The following is a 23,296-nucleotide window of genomic DNA, read 5'->3' as shown; positions in this document are numbered from 1 at the left end:
CGTCTAAAGATGTTCAGGAATACCCTGTCCCATCACCATAGCCGCGACATCGTCCTGCGTGACATCACAGATCGAAAAATCGCCGACCTTTTCGCCGTGGCTGAGAATAGTTGCCCGGTCAGCAACCTCAAACACATGGGTAATATTATGCGTAATAAAAATAACACCTATACCTTTTTCTTTAGCAGCCGCAATATAGCCGAGCACCTTGCGCGTTTCGCCAACAGAAAGGGCAGAAGTCGGCTCATCGAGAATGAGCACGCGAGACCCAAAGTGAAGAGCGCGGGCTATGGCAATCGATTGTCGCTCGCCACCGGAAAGACGGGCAACGGATTCACTCGCGTTGCGAATGTGAATACCTATCTCACCCAGCGCTGCGGCCGCACCTGCATCCATCGCTGCCTGGTCGAAAAGCGCAAACGGACCGACCCGCTTGACGAGTTCTCTCCCCAGATAAAAATTGCGCGCAATGCTCATACTCGGCACGAGCGCGAGGTCCTGATAAACGGTCTCAATACCCAGATCTCGGGCATCCTGCGGCGAGTCGAATCGAATGACTTCATCCCCAAAATACATATCGCCTTCGCTCGGCGGATAAACACCCGTAATCACCTTAATCAGCGTAGATTTACCCGCTCCATTATCGCCTAAAAGCGCGAGAACTTCGCCATCCTCAAGCGTGAAATCAATGCCTTTCAGCGCGACAATATGCCCAAAGCGACGACCGATATTTTTGAGTTCGAGCAAAGCCACATGTAGCCTCAGCGTTCTTTCCGCACAAAATTATTAATCACAACAGCCGCAATCATAATAGCACCAATAGCACCCCGAAAGGCATTGGAGGGAACCTGCATAAGAACAAGCCCCGTGCGCAACATGCCCGTCAGCGCAGTGCCAATAGCCGAACCGATCAGACTGCCATACCCCCCTGTGAGCAGCGTACCACCAATGACAACCGCGGCGATAACCTCGAGTTCCAGCCCCGTACCGCGCAATGGATCGACGCTTTTGAGGCGTGCAACCTGAATAATACCCGCAAGCGCGGCGAGAAATCCCGAAATGACAAAATTGGTCACGCGCACGCGATCGATACGAATACCCTGCAAACGCGCCGCCTGGGCATTGCCCCCCGTGGCAAAAACAGCGTTGCCAAAACGAGATTGACTCAAGATAATCGCAAAAGCCGCGGTCAGTCCTATCCACCACAGAATGCCAGTGCGGTAGTTCCCCGGTTCAATGCGTCCGTTGAGCGCGTAAAAAAAATCAATTTTAACCGGCATCAAAGGATGGGGTATAAGTGCCTCAATGGCGAGATAAGCGACAAAAAGAAGCGCAACAGCAACCAGAATCCTGGACTTTGCGGATTGATTTCTCGCCCGCCAGATATCCCGCGCTATCCACAGAACAATAAAAAAAAGTGTGAGCGTCAAAATAAAAACTACCAGACCGGGCACTTCGAGAATTGGAGACTCGCGCGAATAGTCGGCATATCGTATAATGCGCCCACCAGAAATAGCCGTAAGAGGAATGGCGCGATACGCGAGCATCGTCCCCAACGTAATAATAAACGATGGAATGCCCGTGGATATGAGAAGCAACCCATTGATCAGACCGAGCAAACAGCCGACAATTAATCCAATGGCTGCCGCGAGTAAAACAGGTACACCATTTACGGTTGCATAGAGAAATGCGAGAGAAGACACCCCCAGAATAGAACCAACTGAAAGGTCAAACTCTCCAGAAATCATCAAAAGCGTAATACCAATAGCGAGGATGCCCGGAACGGCCTGACTGTTGAGAATGGATGAAATCGCGCTATGGGAGAGAAATGTATCTGGCGCGGCGAGTGCAAAAACCAAAAATATAACGGAAAAACCCGCTGCAGCGCCAGCTTCTGGAGAGCGCGCAAGGCGGGTGCGAATGGCGTCATAAGGCTTCAACAGAAATCCTATCTATAACCTGCGGTCACTAATCTGGCAATGCGGTCAACATTTGATGCATTAATGGCGAACGGGCCTGTGAGCACATCCTGTGCGAGAGTAAGACCATAGGCATTATTCAAATACAAAAAAGAAACAGTCAAATAACCCTGCAAATAGGGCTGTTGATCGACAGCCTGAACCGTATATCCCCTCCGAATATGCTCAAATATGGACGTACTCGTATCGTGGGTAACATGCAAAATTTCGCCAGCTTTTTTTCCCTCTTCCTCCAAAAAAAGATAAAAAGCATCTGCTGGCAGTGGTCCCAGGGTAGCGATGGCATTGGTCTCGGGATGTCCGAGAAAATAGTCGCGCAACAAGCCCGCGGACTGCTCGACATCGTTAGATATGGTCAAACCATCGACGACAATGCCCCTTTCCCCAAAAATGCTCGAAAAACCAGCAAACCGCGCTTCGAGACCACTATGCCCGAGTTCCTGAATAGGACATACCGCGCGCTGAACCGCTATCCCGCGCTTTTCCGCCTCGGCGAGAATAGCTCTTGCATTGGATTGACCGCCGAGATACTCGCTGGCACCCACATAAAATTGCGTGGGCAATGCATGATCTCCCCCCGCGTTGGAATCTGCCGTATTGAGCACAATAATGGGAATACCCGCCGCGTGTGCGCGCACAACGCTCTCCCGGATAGCTTCGGGATCCGGACACGTAATGCCAATGCCGTTGACCTTATTTGCAATAGCGTCATCGAGAAAATTGGGCATATCCGCAATTGAAAATGTGGGATTGCTCAACCATTGCACATCCACATCATAGCGTTTGGCCGCATCTTCCATACCCTTAATCACCACATTCCAGAATGGATTTCCCGGCCCGCCATGCGTGACAAAAGCAAATTTGTAGCGTTCCTGAGCGATTGCGGGATGCAGGCAAAAAAAGATAAAGAAAAGCGCGAGAACATAGCGAATAACCATTGAGAACTCCTATCTCGAAATGATGACTTCGCAAGATACGCGCCCAAAAAGATCAAGTCAAGTTCGACAAACAGGCATGCGTGTACGGTAAGGGATCTATGCCCGTAGCGAGTATTGTAGCGCGCGCATGGGCGAGAAGAAAATCGAGTTCATCGGGGGTATCGACATCAAACCAGGGGGGAACGAGACCGAGCGTATTCCCCGCGCGCTGAACGCGGTCAATAGTCTGCGCCAGAACACTGGGTGTACTCCATGCCACATCCTCAAAAATTTCCGGCGTAGATTTTGAAACACCAACGAGATAGTATCCACCATCTGTACTCGGACCTAAAACAACATCCTTTGTGTGCAGCAGATCGAATGCCTGTGTAATATGATGGGCTGGCAGAGAAGGGATATCCGTACCAATGAGAACGGCTGCTGATGCACCAGCGTCGAGTTGTTGAACCAGTGCTTCTCGCATACGCGCACCGAGATCATCCTGCACCTGGGGAACGTACTCCCATAGAGCCTTCACCCCCCCATCAAAAAGCACGCGAACCTCGGACTCTGCATCGGGAGGGTCAAAAGCGATCACCCGTCTATCGACATCAATACTCTCTGCCCGAGCCAGCACATCGCGCACAAACGCAGTGTACAGAGCTGCAACCTGATCGGGTGTATAGCGCGTCTGCAAGCGGGTCTTGACCGCTCCGGGAAGTGGATTTTTGACAAAAACGATTAGGGATGTCATGAGTGAGAAGTGATCCAGTGGTTTTGTTCGTCATCGCGGTATGCTCCCTGCTTAAATCATGCAGGGACATGCTTTAGCCGCGATCCAGGAAGCTTTTAACTATGCATAGTCCAGAGGCTGGACGCCGGCTTAAAGCCTGCCGGCGTGACGATTGCTATAAGACGTAAGATACAAAAAGAAAACAACGAGGGCTGGAGATAGGACTACAACTGACTGTTTACCAAGACATCAAATTTTTGTATGATAAATGACATAGTACCTGAAAACAATCTAAAAATCAAATTTCTCGCAACCCCAAAGGAGAACCTGAAACATGAGTCCCCGCACCCAAAAATCTGATTTTACCCCCCTCACATATACCACATCCGACCGTCTGGTCACAGATTTTACAAGCCGGGGCATAGTCATCCTTTCCCCCGAAGACCTGGGCATCCCCGCCGAAGTCCACAAACGCGTTTACAACTTCGAAAAAAAGGCTAAAAAAGAGAAAAAACGCGTCACAACGGGCATTATCCCCGACGTACTCGAAGTCCTCAACGCACCCGGCCTCGTCTCAGCCTGTGACCAGCTCGCAGGTAAAAATTGGGCCATCGTCCCCTTTACCCACAACGCAGTATTTACCAGTGGACCCAGAGATCAACACTGGCACAAAGACGACAACGGCCCATACAACAGCCGAAAACAGCGCCACCATCAGGCCGTCCAACTGGAAATGCTGTATTATCCTCAAGATGTCACCGCAGAAATGGGCCCCACAGCAACCATCCCCTACTCACAATATTGGACCTTTAACCACGAAGAAAACCACGATAACTTTGCAGGCGCAGACCACCTCGATTTTGCCTACTTCTTCGACATGCAAAGCGAACACGTCAGCGGGCCCCAATCCAAATACGATATCGAAGACATCGTCAACCAGCGCACCGCCCATGACATTCGCATGCGCGATGCCGTCACCAACACACAATGGCCTCTCGTACTCCCCTTTGAAGCAGGACCACTCCGCGCAGGCAGCGTGATCATCTACTCGCACAACACCTTCCACAGGGGCAACCACCGGCGCGATGACTGGCGCACCTGGGAAGACAACCCGCGCTTTATGTGGCGCTTCTGGCTTTATCGCACCACCGATCCATCACCCAACGGGTCAACCACCGTTGTACCAATGAACGACCTCGGCATCGACCCCATCACCCGCGTCAACCTCTCCGGGGCACCAGACGATGCCACCGAAGTGTGGCGCTATCATCATCACTGGATCAAAACCGGCCAGGCACCGCCACCCCGTCCCGAATCAAAATCTGCTTCGCAAAAAGAAAAAGAGCGCGAAGCCAAAGCCCTTTTCGAACAACTCCACGCCAAATACGACGAAGCTGAACCCGTCCGAATTGGAGCAGCTTACAAACTCGCCTCAATTGGCGACCCGGCATTGGCCACCAAATTCCTCGGACGCGCGCTCCACACCGACCGCGAAAATGTGCGACGCGCCGCCACATACGGCCTGATCGCCGTGGGACCAGACGCGACAGACACACTCATCGAAGCAACCCGATCGCCCATCAAATGGATTCGCAAAGCAGGCATCTATGGCCTGGGCGACGCCAGCCATCTCACAAAGGATGTACTCGACGCAGTTACCTCCTGCTTACACAACGACTCCTCTGTCTATGTCCGCTCTGTAGCCGCGGGAACCCTGGGCTGTTTGGGACGCCGTGCTGTAGCTACTGGTAAAGGCACTGATCTGATTCCCACTTGCATCGATGCGCTCTTGCAAAGCCTCAGCCGCGAAGAAAACCGCCCCAGCATGGACAAGGCACAAAAACGAAGCATCAAATTTGTGCGTCCAACCGACGACTGCGACGTCTGCGAAGGCAGTGGCGTCGATTTTGGCCTCGACCGCTTTGAGCCTGTTCGCTCTGCAGTCCGGGAAAATGCCCTGTGGTCCATCGTTATCCTCTGTTCCCATGGCACCAAAATCCTCGGCAATGCACTTGAGCCGACAATCGAAACCTTAAAAGACATCATCCAAACCGACAAAAATGTCATCGACGTCGGATTCGCCATGGACGCGCTGATTCGCCTGGTCAAATTGAGCCCGGATGAAGTTCCTCAAATCAACCGGAAAAACCTCCTGAATATCTTGAAAGAACTCCCCGTACACAGCTGGGAAACCTTCATCCGAGGAGGCCTTAGTCTGGACACTGTATCAAAATTTAATAAACCCTGACAACACATCTAAAAATGGAGAACCTATGTCTCAGAATCGACCGAATATTCTCTATATCATGGACGACCAGCACCGATGGGATTATCTGGGATCAATGGGTGCTGATTTTGTCAAAACATCCAATCTGGACCGGCTGGCAGAGCGCGGCATTCAGTTTACACAATGTATAACAAATTGTCCGGTTTGCGCGCCATCTCGCATTGCGGTCGCATCCGGCCTGCAACCCGTTCGCCTGGGGGCGCTGGGTAACAACAATTTTCTGCCGCGCACAGCCACAACCTATTACCAACGGCTACGCGATCACAATTACTACGTGGGATGCGTGGGCAAACTGGATCTGGCAAAACCCGATGGGTACAATGGACGCGATGGCGATAGGCCAGCTACGTATATGTGGGGGTTCACGCATCCCGTCGAAGTTGAAGGCAAAAGCCATGCTGGCAGGGGCAGAATTCCCCAGGGACCCTACAATCATTTTTTAAAAGAAAAAGGACTACTCGATGCGTTTGTCGATGATTATTCAGCGCGAAGTGGCCCCGCCTCGTGTCATGATTCGGTACTCCCAACAGAAGCATTTGCAGATACGTACATAGGACAGCGATCTGTACAGTGGATCGAAGACATACCAGGCGATTTCCCCTGGCATTTATTCGTGAGTTTTGTGGGACCACACAGCCCATTTGATCCACCGACCGAATATGCCGAACGATATCGCAACGCCGAGATGCCAGCTCCGATCCCAGCAACGAGCAAAGGTAAACCAAAAAATATTGAAAGCAGCAGAAAAGGTCTGACCGGGGCTGAGATTCTGGAGACGCGACGGCAATATTGTGCGTACATCGAACTGATTGACGCTCAAATTGGCGAAATATTAGACGCGGTTGAAAAACGGGGAATGATGGACAATACGTACATTATTTTTGCCAGCGATCACGGTGAAATGCTCGGCGACCACGGGCTTTACGGCAAAAGCGTGCCCTATGAGGCTTCGTTGCGCGTGCCGCTTATTGTGGCTGGACCTGGTATTGAAGGGGGCAGGGTATCGGCAGAACCAGTAGAATTGATCGATACCAACGCGACAATCTGCGAATGGGCCGGATTGCCACCACAGGAAAATATCGACGCGCAGTCATTGGGACCCGTTTTGAGAGGCGAGACGGATGATCATCGCACAGAATCGGTCAGCCAAATTGGTCGTTTCAGGTTGATCCGGACGAAAACACACAAACTGATCGAAAACAACAACGATATCAATGAGCTTTACGACCTGGAAAATGATCCGAATGAACTGGACAATATCGCGCGTGAAAATCCAGATATCGTGAAGGAGCTTGGCAGTCGGTTAGACGAGAGATTCAAAGAAGGGGCCTGGCTACGCGGTTGAGAAAGGAGATCATGATGAGTAAACCCAATATCGTTTTTATTCTGGCAGACGACCTCGGATTTGGTGATGTACGAGCAAATAATCCCGAGTCGAAAATTCCAACACCAAATCTGGATCGGATAGCAGCGGAAGGAATGCGATTTACCGATGCGCATACCAACTCGGCGATGTGTTCGCCTACGCGATACGGATTGATGACGGGAAGGTATGCGTGGCGTACCTGGTTAAAAAGGATCGTGTTGCCACACTTTTCGAAACCACTGATAGACGAAGGGCGAATGACGCTGGCATCGCTTTTAAAGTCGCATGGATATGCAACCGCAGCGGTTGGCAAATGGCATCTGGGTTTGGGATGGCAGGCCAAAGATGGCGAGACATTTGATCCAGAGGTCTGGACACCGCATCAGATTGATGCGATTGATTTTACCAAACCACTAAAGGGAAGCCCCCTGGATCACGGGTTTGATTATTTTTTTGGATTGAACGCGTCAAACAATATGCTACCGTATTGTTTTATTGAAAATGATCGCGCAGTTTTAGAACCGGATGAGCGAAAGTGGCCAGTGTATGATACCGAATCGACTGTGGGATTGATGTCGCCGGATTATACGTCGGAGAAAATTGATCAAGTTCTGTTTAGCAAAGCAAAAGCATGGCTGAATACGCATTTTGAAGAGCGGCAGGACGATCCTTTCTTTTTGTATTTTCCATCGTCGGCCATCCATCGTCCGTGTTTGCCAACCCATAAGTGGATTGGAAAAAGTCAGGCGGGATTGAGAGGTGATAAGGTTGCAGAATTAGATGATATTGTCGGGCGTTTGTTGGGAGAATTGGAAAAACACGGCGCGCTCGATAACACGCTGGTGATCTTTTCAAGTGATAACGGCGGGCTTGCAGGCGATCCTGAGCAAGCGTTGCAGAAATTGGCGGACAATGGGTATGGTCAGGTTTGGCCGTCCCGGCAATTGTTGGGCAGAATCGATGAAGGGATTCACAGTGTGCAAGGAAGAAAACAGTTGACGTATAGCCATCGGTGCAACGGAGAGTTTTTTGGTTACAAAACGGATATATATGAAGGCGGACACCGCGTGCCTTTTTTGGTACGCTGGCTAGGTAAGGTAACGGCGGGAACAGTTTGTGATGAGACGATTTGCATGACGGATATGCTGGCGACTGTAGCGGCGCTTTCGGGTGAGACCTTGCCCGAAGATGCGGGTGAGGACAGCTATAATATATTGCCATTGATATTGGGCGAAGAAATTGAGAAACCAATTCGAGAGGCGACGGTCCATCACTCCGGTCAGGGGATGTTCGCAATCAGGAAAGGCGAATGGAAGCTGGTATTGGGACAGGAATCGGGGGGTCAGACCGATCGCACGGTTGAAACTGAGGGGCAACTTTACAATATGGAGACAGACAAAGAAGAAACCACAAATGTGTATGAAGAACATCCTGAAGTGATAGCAGAGTTGACGGCTTTGTTGGAAAAGTATGAGCGCGAGGGACGGAGTGCACCAGTGATAGCTTAAGGAGGCATCATGTCTGCCACAGGTCGTAAACCTTCAACGCCAGTGTGGCGCATAAACAAGAACAATCGCATCAAGCGACTCATTGGCATTGGGCGATATGTTTGCCAGCCGATACTTCTGCACATCTGTTTGCTTTTAGTGTGTGTTGGTATTCTCGCACTGATTCCGAATGTATATGCAGAGGATATTCCAGCATTTCCGGGTGCCGAAGGTTATGGCGCAATGACGCGCGGAGGTAGGGGCGGAAAAGTCATCATTGTAACGAATCTGAACGACTCCGGACCAGGCAGCTTGCGCGAGGCATGCGAGGTAGAAGGTCCGCGGATAGTTGTGTTCCAGGTTTCTGGGACAATTACCCTTGAAAAGCGTTTGAGAATCTCCAACCCGCACATCACCATCGCCGGACAAACTGCCCCAGGTGATGGGATTTGCATCAGGAGATATCCGCTCTCAATTAATACCAGCGAAGTTATTATCAGGTATATAAGGGTAAGATTGGGAGATGAAACCGGCGATGATTCAGATGCCATATCCAGCAGGTATCAAAAGAATATTATCCTTGATCATGTGTCGGCAAGTTGGAGTATTGATGAAACAGTCTCTATCTACCATTGCGAAAATGTAACCATTCAATGGTGTCTGATATCCGAAAGTTTGTACGATGCTGGCCATGTTAAAGGCACCCATGGGTTCGGAGGAATATGGGGATCAAACCGCAGCACGTACCATCACAACCTGCTGGCACACCACACCAGCCGGAATCCGCGTTTTGCTTCTGGTTGCGGATATAACGATTTCAGAAACAACGTGGTGTACAACTGGGGTTATAACAGTGCCTATGGTGGTGAAAAACAACAGGCAGGCAATGAGAAGTTTAACTTTACCGTAGTCAACATGGTAGCCAATTACTACAAGCCGGGACCTGCAACCCGTTCGGGTGAGGTGACGTACCGCATTGTTAATCCTACATCAAATGATTCAGCAGACGGTTTCGGCAAATGGTATGTTGCCGATAATGTGGTTCATGGCAATTCCGCAGTTACTGCGAATAACTGGGATGGTGGCGTGCAGCCTGAGGACGGTAGTTCGCATATTCCAAAATTAAAACTCGACCGACCTTTTGACGCTATACCTATCAACCAGCAAACGGCTGAAGATGCCTATCACGCTGTTCTTGAGAATGCAGGCGCCTCACTGCCCAAACGCGATGCAGTGGATACACGCATTATTGACGAAACCCGTAATGGCTATGCCACTTATGAAGGCGGAACATATGAGAAGAATAACCGCGTGCCTGATGAATCAAAAAAATGCGGTATTATTGATTCACAGACAGATGTTGGTGGGTGGCCCGAACTCAGAAGTCTGCCTGCTCCGCTTGACAGTGATGCGGACGGTATGCCAGACGAATGGGAAAAGAGATATGGGTTTGATCCGCATGACGCTGCCGACACCTCAAAGGACAAGGACAACGACGGATACACCAACATTGAGGAATACCTCAATGGAACAAATCCGACTGAGTTTATCGACTATACCAGGCCCGAGAATAACGTGAACACACTATAGTAAATTCCATACCATACATCACCAGATCAGCCCCAGTCTTTCAGCGACTTTCTGTGCAGGTACAGTTTTACCACCAGCTTCCACATCAGCAATGGATTGCTTCAGTTCTTCGACGAAGTCATCGCGCAATTCCAGCCCTTCATCTGGGTCAATCATCATTTCAGAGAGCGTTTGTATGACAACTTCCTGCACGAGTTCTCTAAACTCATCAATTGTTAAATCTGCCACTTTTGTTGCTTCTGTAGAGACATTTGAAGAAGTCGTTTTTCAGTACCTTTCTTCGATTTATATCAACTCAACTTCTCCCGCAACAACTGACTGGCTTTTTGGGGATTGGCCTGGCCCTTTGTGGCCCTCATAAGCTGGCCCATAAAGAACCCCATAAGCTTTTGATCGCCGCCTTTAAACCGCTCAACCTCCTCGGGATTATCCGCAATAATCTGATCGATCACGCCATCGAGTTCACCCGCATCGCTAATCTGCACAAGCCCCTTCTTCTCCACAATAGCCGCAGGACTATCCCCTGTCTCCACCATATCGTCGAAAACCGTTCGCGCGATACTGGTGCTAATATCGCCCTTATCGATCAAACCAATCAATTCCGCAAGGCGTTCGGCTGAAACGCACAAATCGCCAATCGCGATCTTCCGGTCATTCAGAACGCGCATCACATCGCCCTGTATCCAATTGGCCACGAGCCTGCTCTGCACACCCGTCGCAACCGCGGCTTCAAAATAATCCGCAACATCTCGATCTGCGGTAAGCACATCAATCTGATCGCCGGAAATATCGTAAACCTCTGCAAAACGCGCGCGTTTGTCCTCTGGCAACTCTGGAATCTGGCTCTGAACGCGCGCGACCCAGGCATCATCTACGACCAATGGGACCAGATCCGGATCGGGAAAATAGCGATAATCGTCCGACTCCTCTTTTGTACGCATAGCCCGCAAAATATTGTGATCGGGGTCATAGAGCATCGTCGCCTGCTCAATCTCACCGCCGGTCTCAACCAAATCAATCTGCCGCTGAATCTCGGACTCGATAGCGCGCTGGCAATTGCGAAAAGAATTGACATTTTTGATCTCAACCTTCGTGCCGAGTTGGGTTTCTCCAACGGGTCGAATCGACACATTGGCATCAATTCGCATATGTCCTTTTTCCATATCGCCTTCGGACACCCCCGTGTACACCAGCAATTGATGCAAACTCGTCAGATAGTAAAAAACTTCCTCCGACGTCGAAAGATCCGGCTCACTCACAATCTCGATAAGCGGCACGCCACAGCGATTGACATCCACGAGAGACTCCCCTGCAGCCACAAAGGCCTCCTGGTGGATGCTCTTGCCAGCATCTTCTTCCATATGGATACGCGTAAGGCGAATGGTCTTCCTACCACCGTCAGCCGTGGGCACGTCAACACCCCCACCAGTAGCCAGAGGCATTTCTTCATTCGATTGAAACTGCGAGATTTGATACCCCTTGGGCAGATCGGGATAAAAATAATTCTTCCGCAAAAAACGACTGCGCGGTTGAATCGCGCAACCCGCAGATAGTGCAACGCGCATCGCCAGTTCAACCACATTCTGATTCAACACGGGAAGCGCACCCGGCAAGCCCAAACACACCGGACAAACATGGGTATTGGGATCGGCGCCAAATTCAGCGCTACATCCGCAAAAAATTTTCGTAGTGGTCGCAAGTTGGGCGTGCACTTCCAGGCCGATGACAGATTCGTAATTCATGACGCCAACTCTCTTTCAACAACCGCAGACGCGCTCAAAATGGTCTCTTCGGCAAAAGCATTGCCCAGCAATTGCAAGCCCACGGGCAAGCCTTCAGTCGATGTGCCACAAGGCACCGAAATACCGGGAATACCAGCGAGATTCACGGAAACAGTATAAATATCGGAAAGATACATCTGAAGCGGATCGTCGAGTTTTTCACCCAACTTAAATGCCGGAGTAGGCGATACGGGCGAAGCGAGGAGATCGCAGGATTCAAACGCGCGCTCAAAATCCCGACGAATAAGCGTGCGCACCTGTTGCGCCTTGCGATAATACGCATCGTAATACCCCGCACTCAGCGCATAAGTCCCCAGCATAATGCGGCGCTTGACCTCTGCGCCAAAACCCTTGCTGCGCGTTTGAACATACATATCAATCAGGTTTTCTGCCTCATCGCGGAAGCCGTATTTCACCCCATCATAACGCGACAAATTTGACGATGCCTCAGCCGTAGCGATAATATAATATGCGGCAATAGCAAAAGCGGGATGTCCAGCAGTTGGCAGCGAAACTTCGTGAATAGACGCGCCATTTTTTTTCAGAATTTCAACCCCCTGCATGACAGCATCGCGAACGTCGGCTTGCAGGCCCTCGCCGAAAAACTCCATCGGCAAGCCAATGGTGAGACCATCAACGCCTCTTTGGCAAGCCAAAAGGTAATCGGGTACCGGTACATGGGCAGAGGTAGAATCTCGGGAATCGTGCCCGGCGATGACACCGAGCAGGGTGGCCGCATCTTCGACAGTACGCGCGAATGGACCAATCTGGTCGAGAGAAGAGGCATAAGCGATCAAGCCATAACGAGAAACGCGACCATAAGTGGGTTTAAGCCCCACCACACCGCAGAAAGATGCGGGCAAACGAACAGACCCCCCAGTGTCAGACCCCAGAGTCATAAGAGCCTGACCGGCAGCAACAGCAGCTGCAGAACCGCCGCTGGATCCGCCTGTTACGCGGGTCTGATCGCGTGGATTTTTGACCGCACCAAAATGGGAATTTTCGCTGGAAGAACCCATGGCAAACTCATCCATATTGAGTTTGCCCAGGATGATTGCATCGGCCTGACGCAGACGGGTAACAACGGTTGCATCATAAGGTGGGATAAAATTGTCGAGAATTTTTGAAGCACAGGTCGTGCGCAGCCCTTTGGTACACAACACATCTTTCAGGGCAATCGGGATGCCGGCAAGAGGGCCAGGGACCTGACCCTCTGCGGCCTTTTGATCGACAGCATCTGCAGCTTTGAGCGCGCCTTCTTCATCAATGGTGATGAAGGCATTGATATCGGGATTTGTATTTTGGATGTGCGCGAGGATTTCTTCCGTTATTTCGCGGGCAGTGTGCGTACCCCTGCGAATGCCCTGTACAAGCTCCCGCGCTGTTTGGACGGAAAAAACAGAGTCGTCAGACACCCTGCCTCCAGATTACGATTTTGTTTCTGTACCCGATGTGGTCTGTGTGGTCTGTGTGGTCTGCGTGGTCTGCGCGGGTTGCTGTTCGGGGGGCAGATCAGTATTGACGTTATTTTCTATTTCGGTCTGAACGTCTTTCACACCACGCTTAAATTCGGTAATGCCCTTGCCCAGTGACTGGGCAATTTCGGGAATGCGTTTTGCACCAAATACCAGCAAAACAACGACCAAAATCATCACGATTTCCCATGGTCCCATGCCGAACATATCGCACCTCCAAAAATTAACTCAATAGGAATACTTGACGTAATACCAGGCTATTCCTATACCGAGAAAGCTCAACACATTGAAGTTGAGCGAAAAACCAAGTGTAAGGGTCATAACGATCAAGTTGATCTCAATGGGATTGAGCTTATAGACATAAGATTCAATAAGCACTTTTTCTACCACATTATTTTCCAAACCGAGACCGTCAAAAATAACAGCGAGGATCTGACCAACCACGTTACCGGCAAGAATGCCGATAACAATCGCAACAATGAGAATTCCCAGACTTTTTCGCCCCATAACCGCGCTTTTTTAAAAAGGTGAATTTTTAGTCCCGTACATCTGCCACTTCGCGGTTTGTGATAGTGTAATACAACCATCTGAACAGGCCAGATAAGGAAATGGCGAGTGCCATGGGAAAGAATACTTCATAAGTATAAAAAAACATAAGCACAATAACACATAGTAGAAAAATCAAGCGAACGCGATCGCGTCTGGTTTCAATAGATAACCTCGAAAATACACTGTATTCGATTGTACTGATCATGAGAAATGAGAGCACAACGCACAGGGCAATGGCAATATGAGGCGCGTGGGTACTACTCTGCCACACCCGTTCTGTAAAAAGAATATATGCGGCCAGAGTACCCGCTGCCGTTGGAATCGGGAGGCCGAAGAAACTCTCTTTGTCAAATCCCTTTAATTGTGCGTTGAAACGCGCCAGCCTCAGCGCACCGCACAGAAGAAACAAAAAACAAACGACAAAAGGCAACCACCGAATGACCAGCAAGGTATCGAGATAGTACAACATGAGCAGAGCCGGGGCCACGCCAAAAGAGCAGACATCGACAATGGAGTCAAATTGGACGCCAAAGTTGCTGGACGTATGGAAGTATCGCGCAATTTTTCCGTCGCACGCATCGAGAAGTCCCGCAATAACGATGAGAAGTGCTGCTCCGATAAAACGCCCATTCACAGCGTAGTACATAGATAAAAAGCCACAAAACAAACTGCTAATGGTAAACAGGCTGGGCAGTGCTGCTTTGGCATTCATTGACATGACTCCAATCGGGAATTACTCGTTGCGCGGGTCGGCCTCTAAGACGAGTTGGGTATCAAATACGCGACCTCCTCGACCACGCAAAATTTTGAGACCAAATGTATCGCCAACAGCCGCGTACCGAAAAGCATCTACGACATCATCTGCACTACTGGTGTGTTTATCGTTGACCATCACAATCACATCGCCGGGCAGCAACCCGGCACTTTCGCCCGGGCTGAGGGGATCAACGACGGTGATCAAAGCACCTTTAATTGTCTGAACCCCAAGGGTGCGAGCAATGTGCGAGTTGATGTTGTGAATGTCCAGCCCGGTCCAGAACTCGCGGCTACCCTGGTCAATGAGCTGGCAGGCCACCTGGATTGCGCGATCAATGGGCACTGCAAAACCGATACCCAATGATCCGCCCTGTGAAAAAATAAATGAATTAACGCCAATAACTCGGCCGAGACTGTTCACCAGAGGGCCGCCGCTGTTGCCCGGATTAATTGAAGCATCCGTTTGAATCATGCCTTTGTACGCGCGTTCGTTTTGCTCTGGGCGAACAATGCGATCTACTGCACTAATAACACCAACCGTAACGGTGGGGTTGAGATCTTCAAAGTGCAGGCCGAAAGGATTTCCAAGCGCGATTGCCCATTCGCCTATAATGACGCTTTCAGATGTCCCAATCTCGGGAACATAGAGGCTATCGGCATCAATTTGCAAAACTGCAAGGTCCCACTGGCGATCTATAAAAACGTCGAGAACATCAAAACCACGCCCGTCGGGAAAAATTACAAAAATTTCCTTAGCACCATCGACAACATGGCTGCTGGTCAGGATATAACCATCGGTTTGGATCACGAATCCCGAGCCGATTCCGGGAATGCGCTGCCTGTTGGACAAAGGTTCAAAGGGTTCAAAAAAGCGATCGGGATATCGGGGATAATCCCGATCGTAAACCGTGTTGATACTAACGACGGCTGGTGCCACATTTTCAATCGCTCGAACAATGGCATTTCGGCGCGAAGTCTCAATACTTGTACTTACCGCGCTCGTGTTGGACGAAGACCGATTGAGCAGGGGAAATAGTGCCAGGCCAATGCACAGGCCCAATAGCAAAATCAGCAGGGGGTGCTTCACGGCACTCATCCTCACGGAAGTTCATCGTCGTAAATCACCCTTTCGAGAAACAAACCCTGGGCAGGAGCGGATTCTCCGGCACTTTGGCGGTTGCGAGCACCGAGAATATCGTGCATAGATTCGGCTGGTCGCGCCCCTCGGCCCATTTCTACGAGGGTGCCAACGATGCTGCGCACCATTGCGCGTAAAAAGCGATCACCGGAAATATGAAATGTAAGCCCGTCACTCTGCCGTTGCCAATCGCAGGTATAGACCTGGCAGACTCGATTTTCTTTTTCATTGGCCGCCACGCAAAAGGACGTGAAGTCGTGCCGACCAATGAGAACTTTGCTCGCCCGTTTTATCACATTCAGGTCGAGTTTGCGACGTATATACCACGCATAGTGCCGGCCGATGGGCTGTTTGTTATACCGGATGCAATAAAAATAATAACGGCGCTGGGCATCGAAACGCGCGTGAAAGTCAAGATCGACATAATCGGCACTTTTGACGGCAACATCGGGTGGTAACATGCCATTGAGCGCGTGCTGCAAGCGATCGAGCGGAATATCGCGCGAAGGCGTAAAATTGACGACCTGCCCGAGTGCGTGAACGCCCGCATCTGTGCGACCAGACGCCGTAACCGATATCGATGCACCATAGAGTTGCTCAAGGCGTGCCTGAAGTTCGCCCTGGACTGTGCGCTGGTCGGGCTGAATTTGCCAGCCCTTAAAGTCGGTTCCATCGTATTCGAGCGTCAGGCGAATCTGCATAATAACGGCCCGCACCAAACGCGAAGAGAGAACGATCCCAACTTCCACAAAAAGCATACAGTTGAAACTCAGTATCGAACAGTTTTGCAAATATACCATCTCACATGGTGAAAGTCAATGACGAAAAGGGAGAACATTTTTTTCAGACAAGTGAACAGTTTTTTCCCTAAATAGCTGAATGAGCACGCCATGAGAGATGGCACGAAAATTGCCACAATACGGGTTCGAGAAAGGAAAAAACATGAGAAGACCCGCATTGTGGACTGCGCTGTACTTTGCTTTGGGAATCAGCTTACACAGGTATATTGGGGTATTTCCAGTCCCCACCATGCTCTGCGCCTTTGCGATTATTTGCATTTGCGGCGCGGGACTGTGGTGGCAATGGAATAAAGGGAAAATGAGCATCCTTTTTGCGGGACTTCTCATTTTGCTGGGTGCATTGAGAAGCGCGCAGAGTCTGGAACGCGCAGCAGATCACTTTGCCCAGTTCTTACCTGCAGACCGCACACTTGTCGAAGTCGAGGGATTGGTTTCATCGGACCCCGAAAACATCGACGGCGATTATCGCGTCGTCTTTGACGTAATTCAATTCGTCGTCAAAGACACGGTGCGCGCTGTAAGTGGCAGGGCGCTAATCAGGTTTAAGGCGGGTACCGCATTGCCCGCCTACAGGGATCGAATACAATTGCAGATACAGCTTTATCAACCGGATCCCCCGCGAAATCCAGGCGCATTTGATTACCGGAACTACCTGAAGCGAAGGGGCATTGATGCTCTGGGCACGGTGCAAAAGCCTTCTCAGATTATTGCACAACGACGCGAAAAAGACGACTGGTGGGCGCAGATCGTATTACCCGTCAGAAGTCTCATTCGCCGGGCAATTGAGCAGAATCTCTCCGGGGGACCGGCTGGCCTCTTGAAAGGGGTACTTTTAGGCGCAAAGCATGCTGTGCCCAAAGAAGTCAAAACCGCATTTACGCAAACCGGCGTCAACCACGTCTTAGCGGTGTCTGGACTCCACGTGGGATTGATTGCTGGAGCTATATTTTTCTCGCTAAAGATACTGGGGATCGGGCGGGGTATCACTGCCGCATTGACGATCTGCGCGCTGATATTTTACGCGCTGATAACCGGGTTGCCCCCTTCAGTCGTGCGCGCTTCGACGATGGGCTGTGTGGCACTTTTGGGCATGGTGGGACAACGCGATATAGACGGTGGAAATATCCTGGGTATAGCGGGTTTGGGGCTGTTAATCGCTCGACCGCAGGATTTATTCGATGTGGGTTTTCAACTGTCATTTGTAGCCACGGGCGGCATTTTGATCTTTTATCGGCCACTGCGAGATCTGTTACCCCAAAAAAAGGGATGGTACGATACCTGTATCGCAGGGCCATTGGCGGTTTCTCTCGCCGCTCAGGCAACGACCCTTCCCTTTGTTGTGGCATATTTTGGACTGGTGTCGGTCATTGGCTTGATTGCAAATTTAATTGTCGTACCACTCATAGGCGTTGGCGTTGGACTGGGCCTCCTGACCGTATTGGCTTTCGCCTGTTGGGGACCTCTGGCGACGATATTAAACGCCGCGAATTGGCTCGTTTTGAGCACGGCAATCAAATGTACAGAATTTATGGCCGAGCCAGAGTGGTCCGCCTTTGAAGTTGCACATCTCTCCTGGGTTATCTTTGCGATTTATCTGGTCCTGATTCCTCTGATTCACCCGACTGCCAGACGGCTCTGGAGTACTTATTGTCTCATAATCGCCCTTGTTCTGGCAAATATCGGGATTTGGAGAAATATCTGGCAAACAGAATCAGCTCTTGAAGTCTATTTTCTCGATGTCGGTCAGGGCGATGCCATTTTTTGCAAATACCCAAATGGGCTAACACTTCTGGTCGATGGTGGTATTCGCACGCAATACACCGACATGGGAAAACGCGTGATTCTCCCATTTCTCAAAAGTCAGAGTATCGACCATATCGATGTCGTGGTTGGATCTCATCCACATGCCGATCATATTGGTGGCCTGATTTCCGTTTTGGAACACCTATCGGTAGGTCATTATCTCGACGCGGGACAGCACGTCGATTCTTTTACGGGCAAACGGCTTCAAGAGGTCGTAAAGACAAAAGGTATCAGATATCATACTGTGGCTGCGGGAGATAGTCTGGTAGGGATTGGCGGCCTGGTCCTCCATCCGACATCGGCTTATGTTTCCAACTCGGGACCGGCACCTGATGGCGTGAATAATGGTTCGGTCGTCATTCGAATCGTCTATCAGGGAACATCGATATTGTTGACCGGAGACATAGAGCACGAGACAGATGGCGACCTGATGCGCTGGGACCATCGCCTGCGCTCAAACATCCTCAAAGCAGCGCACCACGGCTCGCGCACTTCCTCAACGCCCGAATTTCTCGCGGGTGTCAATCCCAGCATTGTGGCCATATCGTGCGGAAAAAACAATAGGTTCCGGCATCCTTCGCCAGAAGTTGTGCAGCGCTTTCGCGAGATGGGGATACAAATTTGGCGAACCGATCATTCGGGTGCAATCGCAGTGAGAATAGACCGCGGACACATCGATATCGTGCCGTGGATAAAGAATAATGAACCTTAGGCATTGTTGGACAAAAACAAAGAAAAAAGCGATCCAGATAGGATCGCTTTTTTGTAAAGGTGGATGAAGGGGTCTTTCCCATCAGCCTTAGCTGATTGGGGTGCACCAAAATAGGGATGTGGTTTCTTCAGTATGTCGGCCAGTACCATAGTATTATCTCCCCCGGTAATACCATAGTTTGACCGTTAAAGGCCAACCCAAATTCCTCCTGGACCAATTCAGGGCTGGAAGGTTAGAGCAACCTCCATCCACCTAACATAAAAATACCTGTAACTATATTAAAAATATAGAGATATACTAAAAATTTCTTTCAAATCACACATAGAATATATATAGTGAAAGTCCGCGCGTCAACTACTAAATTGACCTTTAATGTCGATTTTTTTTGGGTGATTGAAATAAGGTCTTGAAACTTAAGAACATTGCTAAATAAAAAAATTTTTAGGGACTCTCAGAGCGGATATGCAGGCTGGATGTACGACATTGTAACGGAAGAATAACTCTTGAAAAACGCATACGTTTTCGGACGTGGATATTCGGCCTAAGTGTACGATCCCGTTATTTATGAGACTCTTCCCAAATCCCCATTCGATTGAATTTTTCAACCCGCAATTTTGGAAGATTTTCAACGGGTATTTTGACAATCTCTGCAAGAGCGTCTAAAACGGCTTTTTTGAGATTTTGCGCGGCCTGCTCAAAGTTGCGATGTGCCCCCCCATAAGGCTCTGGCACAATGCTGTCGATGACACCGAGGTCCAGGAGATCTTCAGCCGAGATTTTCATGGCTTCTGCGGCTTCTGTGCGTTTGTCGCGGTTGCGCCAGAGAATGAGCGAACAGGATTCGGGATTGATCACAGAGTACCAGGCATTTTCGAGCATGAGGATTTGGTCACCTACCCCAATACCCAGTGCCCCTCCACTCGCGCCCTCACCGATAATAGCAACGACAATGGGAACAGGTAGTCGGGCCATCTCAAAAAGGTTGCGAGCAATGGCTTCTGATATGCTTCGCTGTTCCGAGGCCAGACCTGGAAACGCGCCCGGTGTATCGACCATACAAAGCACGGGCCGACCAAATTTGGCAGCCAATTGCATCAACCTCAGGGCTTTGCGATATCCTTCCGGATGTGGCAGGCCAAAATTGCGCTTGAGATTCTCTCTTGTATTGCGCCCTTTTTGCTGCCCGATAACGACGATGGGTTGGTCTGCAAAATACGCCAGCCCCCCGACAATCGCCTGATCATTTCCACTACAGCGATCGCCGTGCAGTTCGATAAAATCAGAAGTTATACGGTCGATATAGTCCAGCGAATAAGGGCGCTGGGGGTGGCGCGATAACTGATACTTTTGCCACCGCGTGAGATTGCGAAAAATCTCGCGTTCGAGTTTCGCGTGGCGTTTCTCGAGAACTTCAATTGCGTCAGTCACATCCAGACCTTCCGCTTTAGCCCGTTTCCGAAGCGCGGCGATTTTCTCCTCCAACTCGGCCAGTGGCTGTTCAAAATCGAGATACGATCGGTCGCTCATGAATGTCTTCCTTTATAAAAGTGCGGTCAAAGCCGCTTCAATGCGATCCATGCCCCGGGCGATATGCTCAGGTGACGCAGCATAGGAAAACCGCAGATACCCCGGCGCTCCAAAACCCGTACCGGGAACGCAGGCGACACGCGCTTTTTCGAGCAGAAAATTGCAAAGTGCAACATCGCTGTCAATGCGCCCGCAAGATGACGACCTGCCAATGTATTCAGAGATATCGGGAAAAACATAAAACGCGCCCAGAGGCATATTGCAAGACACGCCCGGCATCCGATTGAGACGAGAAACAATTTGATTGCGTCGTTTAACATAAGCTCGCCGCATCGATTCGACACAATCTTGAGGGCCTGTAAGTGCTTCGAGCGCGGCGTATTGGGAAATCGAGCACGTATTTGTGGTCTCCTGGGTCTGGACTTTAATCATAAGATCAATCAAATTCTGGGGACCTGCGCCATACCCCACGCGCCATCCGGTCATCGCATAGGATTTTGATACCCCATTGACAGTCAGTGTTCTATCTGCCAGCCCGGGTAACAAAGCGGCAATAGACACATGCTCGGCATCTTCGTAGAGGAGCTTTTCGTAGATTTCATCGGCAATCACATAAATATTAGCACCCGCAATCACATCGGCCAGTGCATTCAGATTTTCACGGGCATAAACCGTTCCCGTTGGATTGCAGGGACTATTTAAGAGCACAAATTTTGTTCTTGGGGTAATGGCATCCTGAAGTTGCCGCGCCGTCATGCAAAAATCCGAGTCCTGAGTGGTCGGCACAATGATCGGATTGCCACCCATTAAGCGCACCTGATCGGCATAGCTCGTCCAATAAGGAGCGGGAATAATGGCTTCGTCCCCCTCCTCTATTAAAACAATAATAGCGTCAAAAATGGTTTGTTTTGCCCCACACGTCACAATAATTTGTGAAGGGTCATAATGCAAATTATTGTCGCGCTCAAACTTGTCGCATATCGCGTCTTTGAGTTCGGGAATGCCCGACGCGGGATTCGTATATCGCGTATGGCCCGCTTTAATAGCGCGAATCGCAGCATCTCTTATATGTTCAGGAGTCTCAAAATCGGGTTCCCCTGCAACGAGAGAAATGAGATCAACGCCCTGTCGTCTCAGTTCTCCTGCCCTGGCAAAAGCCGATACCGTCGCAGAAGCCTGGATATTGAGAACGCGCTGTGTAAAAGGAGATTTGGGCATATGAAGTGTTATGTCGTGTATTCGGCATTTATGCGGACGTAATCATAAGTCAGATCACACGTATAAATAGTGGCCGATGCCTCGCCGATGTTCAAATTGATGTCAATATCGATATCGGAAGCACCCAGAGCTTCGATAGCGTGGTCCTGGTCAAAAGGAAGACCACTACCATTATCATAAATGGGGATGCCAGCCATTGAAACGGCTGTGCGGTCGGGATCAATGTCAACGCCAGCATAACCCGCTGCACACAAAATTCGCCCCCAATTGGGATCGCGTCCAAAAACAGCGGTCTTGACGAGATTTGAATTGGCGACAGACAGCCCCACAGTGCGTGCATCAGCCTCGGTACCTGCGCCATCAACGCGAACAGTGATAAGTTTGGTCGCACCTTCGCCATCGCGAGCAATTTGTTTGGCCAGACTAATACAGACTGCATTGATCGCAGCCTGGAAGACCCGAAAGTCTTCGCCTGCGAGTTCGCTCTTCCTCGCCGCGCCATTTGCCAGAGCCAGAACCGTATCGTTGGTACTCATATCGCCGTCAACAGTAATGCAATTAAAAGATTGTGTAACAGCTTCACAAAGCGCGTCCTGGAGTACCCCTGGGGAAAGCGCTGCATCCGTGAGCACAAAAGCGAGCATAGTCGCCATATTTGGCGCAATCATACCCGCGCCCTTGGCTATCCCGGCAATGGTGATCTCGCACCCATCTATTTCACATCGCACAGATGCTTTCTTCGGCACGGTATCAGTCGTCATAATTGCCTCTGAAGCATCGTCCCATCCCCCAACATCGAGTTGCGGAATAATATTTCGGATACCCGTTTCAAGACACCCCATCGGCAAAGGCACACCGATGACCCCCGTCGAATTGACCAGCGCGTCTTCTGGTGCAACATCCAATCCACTGCCCACCCATTGCGCCATCTGGCGCGCATCGGCCATGCCCTGATCTCCGGTACACGCATTGGCATTTTTGCTATTAACCACAACGGCTCGCGCCCGTCCATTTTGCAGGTGTTCCCGATTGAGATGCACGGGTGCTGCACACACGCGATTTGTCGTAAACATCCCCGCTGCAGAAGCCGCTCGATCAGAAAAAATAAGCGCGAGATCTTTCTCATCCCCATCTTTGAGACCACAATGAAGTCCCGCGGCCATATAGCCTTTTGGAGG

General features: G+C 50.3%; 20 protein-coding genes. 5 read left to right on the top strand and 15 right to left on the bottom strand.

Annotated elements, in window-relative coordinates; all coding sequences use genetic code 11:
- Nucleotides 1-3: 3 nt before the first annotated feature.
- Genes F4Y39_17745 through F4Y39_17730 form a run of 4 tightly spaced genes read right to left on the bottom strand, consistent with a single transcriptional unit; the run spans nt 4 to nt 3,650 of the window.
- The gene (locus tag F4Y39_17745) at nt 4-765 is read right to left on the bottom strand and encodes a sugar ABC transporter ATP-binding protein (GenBank protein MYC15570.1); all 762 of its coding nucleotides are present in this window, start codon (nt 763-765) and stop codon (nt 4-6) included.
- Nucleotides 762-1,952: an ABC transporter permease gene (locus tag F4Y39_17740; GenBank protein MYC15569.1), complete on the bottom strand. Its 1,191-nt coding sequence runs from the start codon at nt 1,950-1,952 to the stop codon at nt 762-764. The genes F4Y39_17745 and F4Y39_17740 overlap by 4 nt, the downstream gene beginning before the upstream one ends.
- Complete coding sequence (locus F4Y39_17735; protein MYC15568.1) at nt 1,949-2,917, bottom strand: sugar ABC transporter substrate-binding protein; 969 nt, start codon at nt 2,915-2,917, stop codon at nt 1,949-1,951. The genes F4Y39_17740 and F4Y39_17735 overlap by 4 nt, the downstream gene beginning before the upstream one ends.
- Before the next feature lie 52 nt (nt 2,918-2,969).
- Nucleotides 2,970-3,650, bottom strand: coding sequence for a glycosyltransferase (locus F4Y39_17730; GenBank protein ID MYC15567.1), 681 nt, complete (start codon nt 3,648-3,650; stop codon nt 2,970-2,972).
- A gap of 313 nt (nt 3,651-3,963) precedes the next feature.
- Between F4Y39_17730 and F4Y39_17725 the strand changes: the two genes are divergently transcribed.
- The 4 genes from F4Y39_17725 to F4Y39_17710 all read left to right on the top strand — a co-directional run bounded on the left by F4Y39_17725 (nt 3,964) and on the right by F4Y39_17710 (nt 10,359).
- Complete coding sequence (locus tag F4Y39_17725) at nt 3,964-5,877, top strand: HEAT repeat domain-containing protein (GenBank protein MYC15566.1); 1,914 nt, start codon at nt 3,964-3,966, stop codon at nt 5,875-5,877.
- 25 nt (nt 5,878-5,902) lie between these two features.
- Nucleotides 5,903-7,261, top strand: coding sequence for a sulfatase-like hydrolase/transferase (locus F4Y39_17720; protein ID MYC15565.1), 1,359 nt, complete (start codon nt 5,903-5,905; stop codon nt 7,259-7,261).
- An 11-nt stretch (nt 7,262-7,272) separates the two neighbouring features.
- A complete protein-coding gene (locus F4Y39_17715) occupies nt 7,273-8,790 on the top strand; it encodes an arylsulfatase (GenBank protein ID MYC15564.1) in 1,518 nt (505 codons plus the stop codon).
- A gap of 117 nt (nt 8,791-8,907) precedes the next feature.
- Nucleotides 8,908-10,359 (top strand): pectate lyase, encoded by a 1,452-nt coding sequence (locus F4Y39_17710; protein MYC15563.1) that lies wholly within the window; start codon nt 8,908-8,910, stop codon nt 10,357-10,359.
- Between the two features lie 18 nt (nt 10,360-10,377).
- On the opposite strand, the gene F4Y39_17705 is transcribed toward F4Y39_17710, so the two are convergent.
- The 8 genes from F4Y39_17705 to truA all read right to left on the bottom strand — a co-directional run bounded on the left by F4Y39_17705 (nt 10,378) and on the right by truA (nt 16,858).
- Complete coding sequence (locus F4Y39_17705; GenBank protein ID MYC15562.1) at nt 10,378-10,587, bottom strand: hypothetical protein; 210 nt, start codon at nt 10,585-10,587, stop codon at nt 10,378-10,380.
- A gap of 62 nt (nt 10,588-10,649) precedes the next feature.
- Complete coding sequence (gatB, locus tag F4Y39_17700; protein MYC15561.1) at nt 10,650-12,101, bottom strand: Asp-tRNA(Asn)/Glu-tRNA(Gln) amidotransferase subunit GatB; 1,452 nt, start codon at nt 12,099-12,101, stop codon at nt 10,650-10,652.
- Entirely contained in the window at nt 12,098-13,555 is a 1,458-nt protein-coding gene (gatA, locus tag F4Y39_17695; protein MYC15560.1) for an Asp-tRNA(Asn)/Glu-tRNA(Gln) amidotransferase subunit GatA, read from the bottom strand. Before gatA ends, gatB begins: the two co-directional genes overlap by 4 nt.
- Before the next feature lie 12 nt (nt 13,556-13,567).
- The gene (locus F4Y39_17690; protein MYC15559.1) at nt 13,568-13,822 is read right to left on the bottom strand and encodes a twin-arginine translocase TatA/TatE family subunit; all 255 of its coding nucleotides are present in this window, start codon (nt 13,820-13,822) and stop codon (nt 13,568-13,570) included.
- Between the two features lie 21 nt (nt 13,823-13,843).
- Complete coding sequence (locus F4Y39_17685) at nt 13,844-14,122, bottom strand: DUF4321 domain-containing protein (protein MYC15558.1); 279 nt, start codon at nt 14,120-14,122, stop codon at nt 13,844-13,846.
- Between the two features lie 28 nt (nt 14,123-14,150).
- Nucleotides 14,151-14,882, bottom strand: a complete 732-nt coding sequence (gene pssA / locus F4Y39_17680) for a CDP-diacylglycerol--serine O-phosphatidyltransferase (GenBank protein MYC15557.1) — start codon at nt 14,880-14,882, stop codon at nt 14,151-14,153.
- Nucleotides 14,883-14,897: 15 nt separating this feature from the next.
- Nucleotides 14,898-16,016, bottom strand: coding sequence for a trypsin-like serine protease (locus F4Y39_17675; protein ID MYC15556.1), 1,119 nt, complete (start codon nt 16,014-16,016; stop codon nt 14,898-14,900).
- A 2-nt stretch (nt 16,017-16,018) separates the two neighbouring features.
- On the bottom strand, nt 16,019-16,858 hold the full coding sequence (truA, locus tag F4Y39_17670; GenBank protein MYC15555.1) for a tRNA pseudouridine(38-40) synthase TruA: 840 nt from the start codon (nt 16,856-16,858) through the stop codon (nt 16,019-16,021).
- Nucleotides 16,859-16,955: 97 nt separating this feature from the next.
- Between truA and F4Y39_17665 the strand changes: the two genes are divergently transcribed.
- The gene (locus tag F4Y39_17665; GenBank protein MYC15554.1) at nt 16,956-19,373 is read left to right on the top strand and encodes a DNA internalization-related competence protein ComEC/Rec2; all 2,418 of its coding nucleotides are present in this window, start codon (nt 16,956-16,958) and stop codon (nt 19,371-19,373) included.
- A gap of 558 nt (nt 19,374-19,931) precedes the next feature.
- On the opposite strand, the gene F4Y39_17660 is transcribed toward F4Y39_17665, so the two are convergent.
- Genes F4Y39_17660 through argJ form a run of 3 tightly spaced genes read right to left on the bottom strand, consistent with a single transcriptional unit; the run spans nt 19,932 to nt 23,281 of the window.
- Entirely contained in the window at nt 19,932-20,900 is a 969-nt protein-coding gene (locus F4Y39_17660; GenBank protein ID MYC15553.1) for an acetyl-CoA carboxylase carboxyltransferase subunit alpha, read from the bottom strand.
- Between the two features lie 12 nt (nt 20,901-20,912).
- Nucleotides 20,913-22,118, bottom strand: a complete 1,206-nt coding sequence (locus tag F4Y39_17655; GenBank protein ID MYC15552.1) for a pyridoxal phosphate-dependent aminotransferase — start codon at nt 22,116-22,118, stop codon at nt 20,913-20,915.
- Between the two features lie 8 nt (nt 22,119-22,126).
- Complete coding sequence (argJ, locus tag F4Y39_17650) at nt 22,127-23,281, bottom strand: bifunctional glutamate N-acetyltransferase/amino-acid acetyltransferase ArgJ (GenBank protein ID MYC15551.1); 1,155 nt, start codon at nt 23,279-23,281, stop codon at nt 22,127-22,129.
- Between the last annotated feature and the right edge of the window lie 15 nt (nt 23,282-23,296).

This window comes from Gemmatimonadota bacterium (assembly GCA_009838845.1).
Lineage (GTDB): Bacteria > Latescibacterota > UBA2968 > UBA2968 > UBA2968 > VXRD01.
The sequence above is the reverse complement of the archived record's forward strand: the minus strand, read 5'-3'. Positions and strand labels throughout refer to the sequence as shown.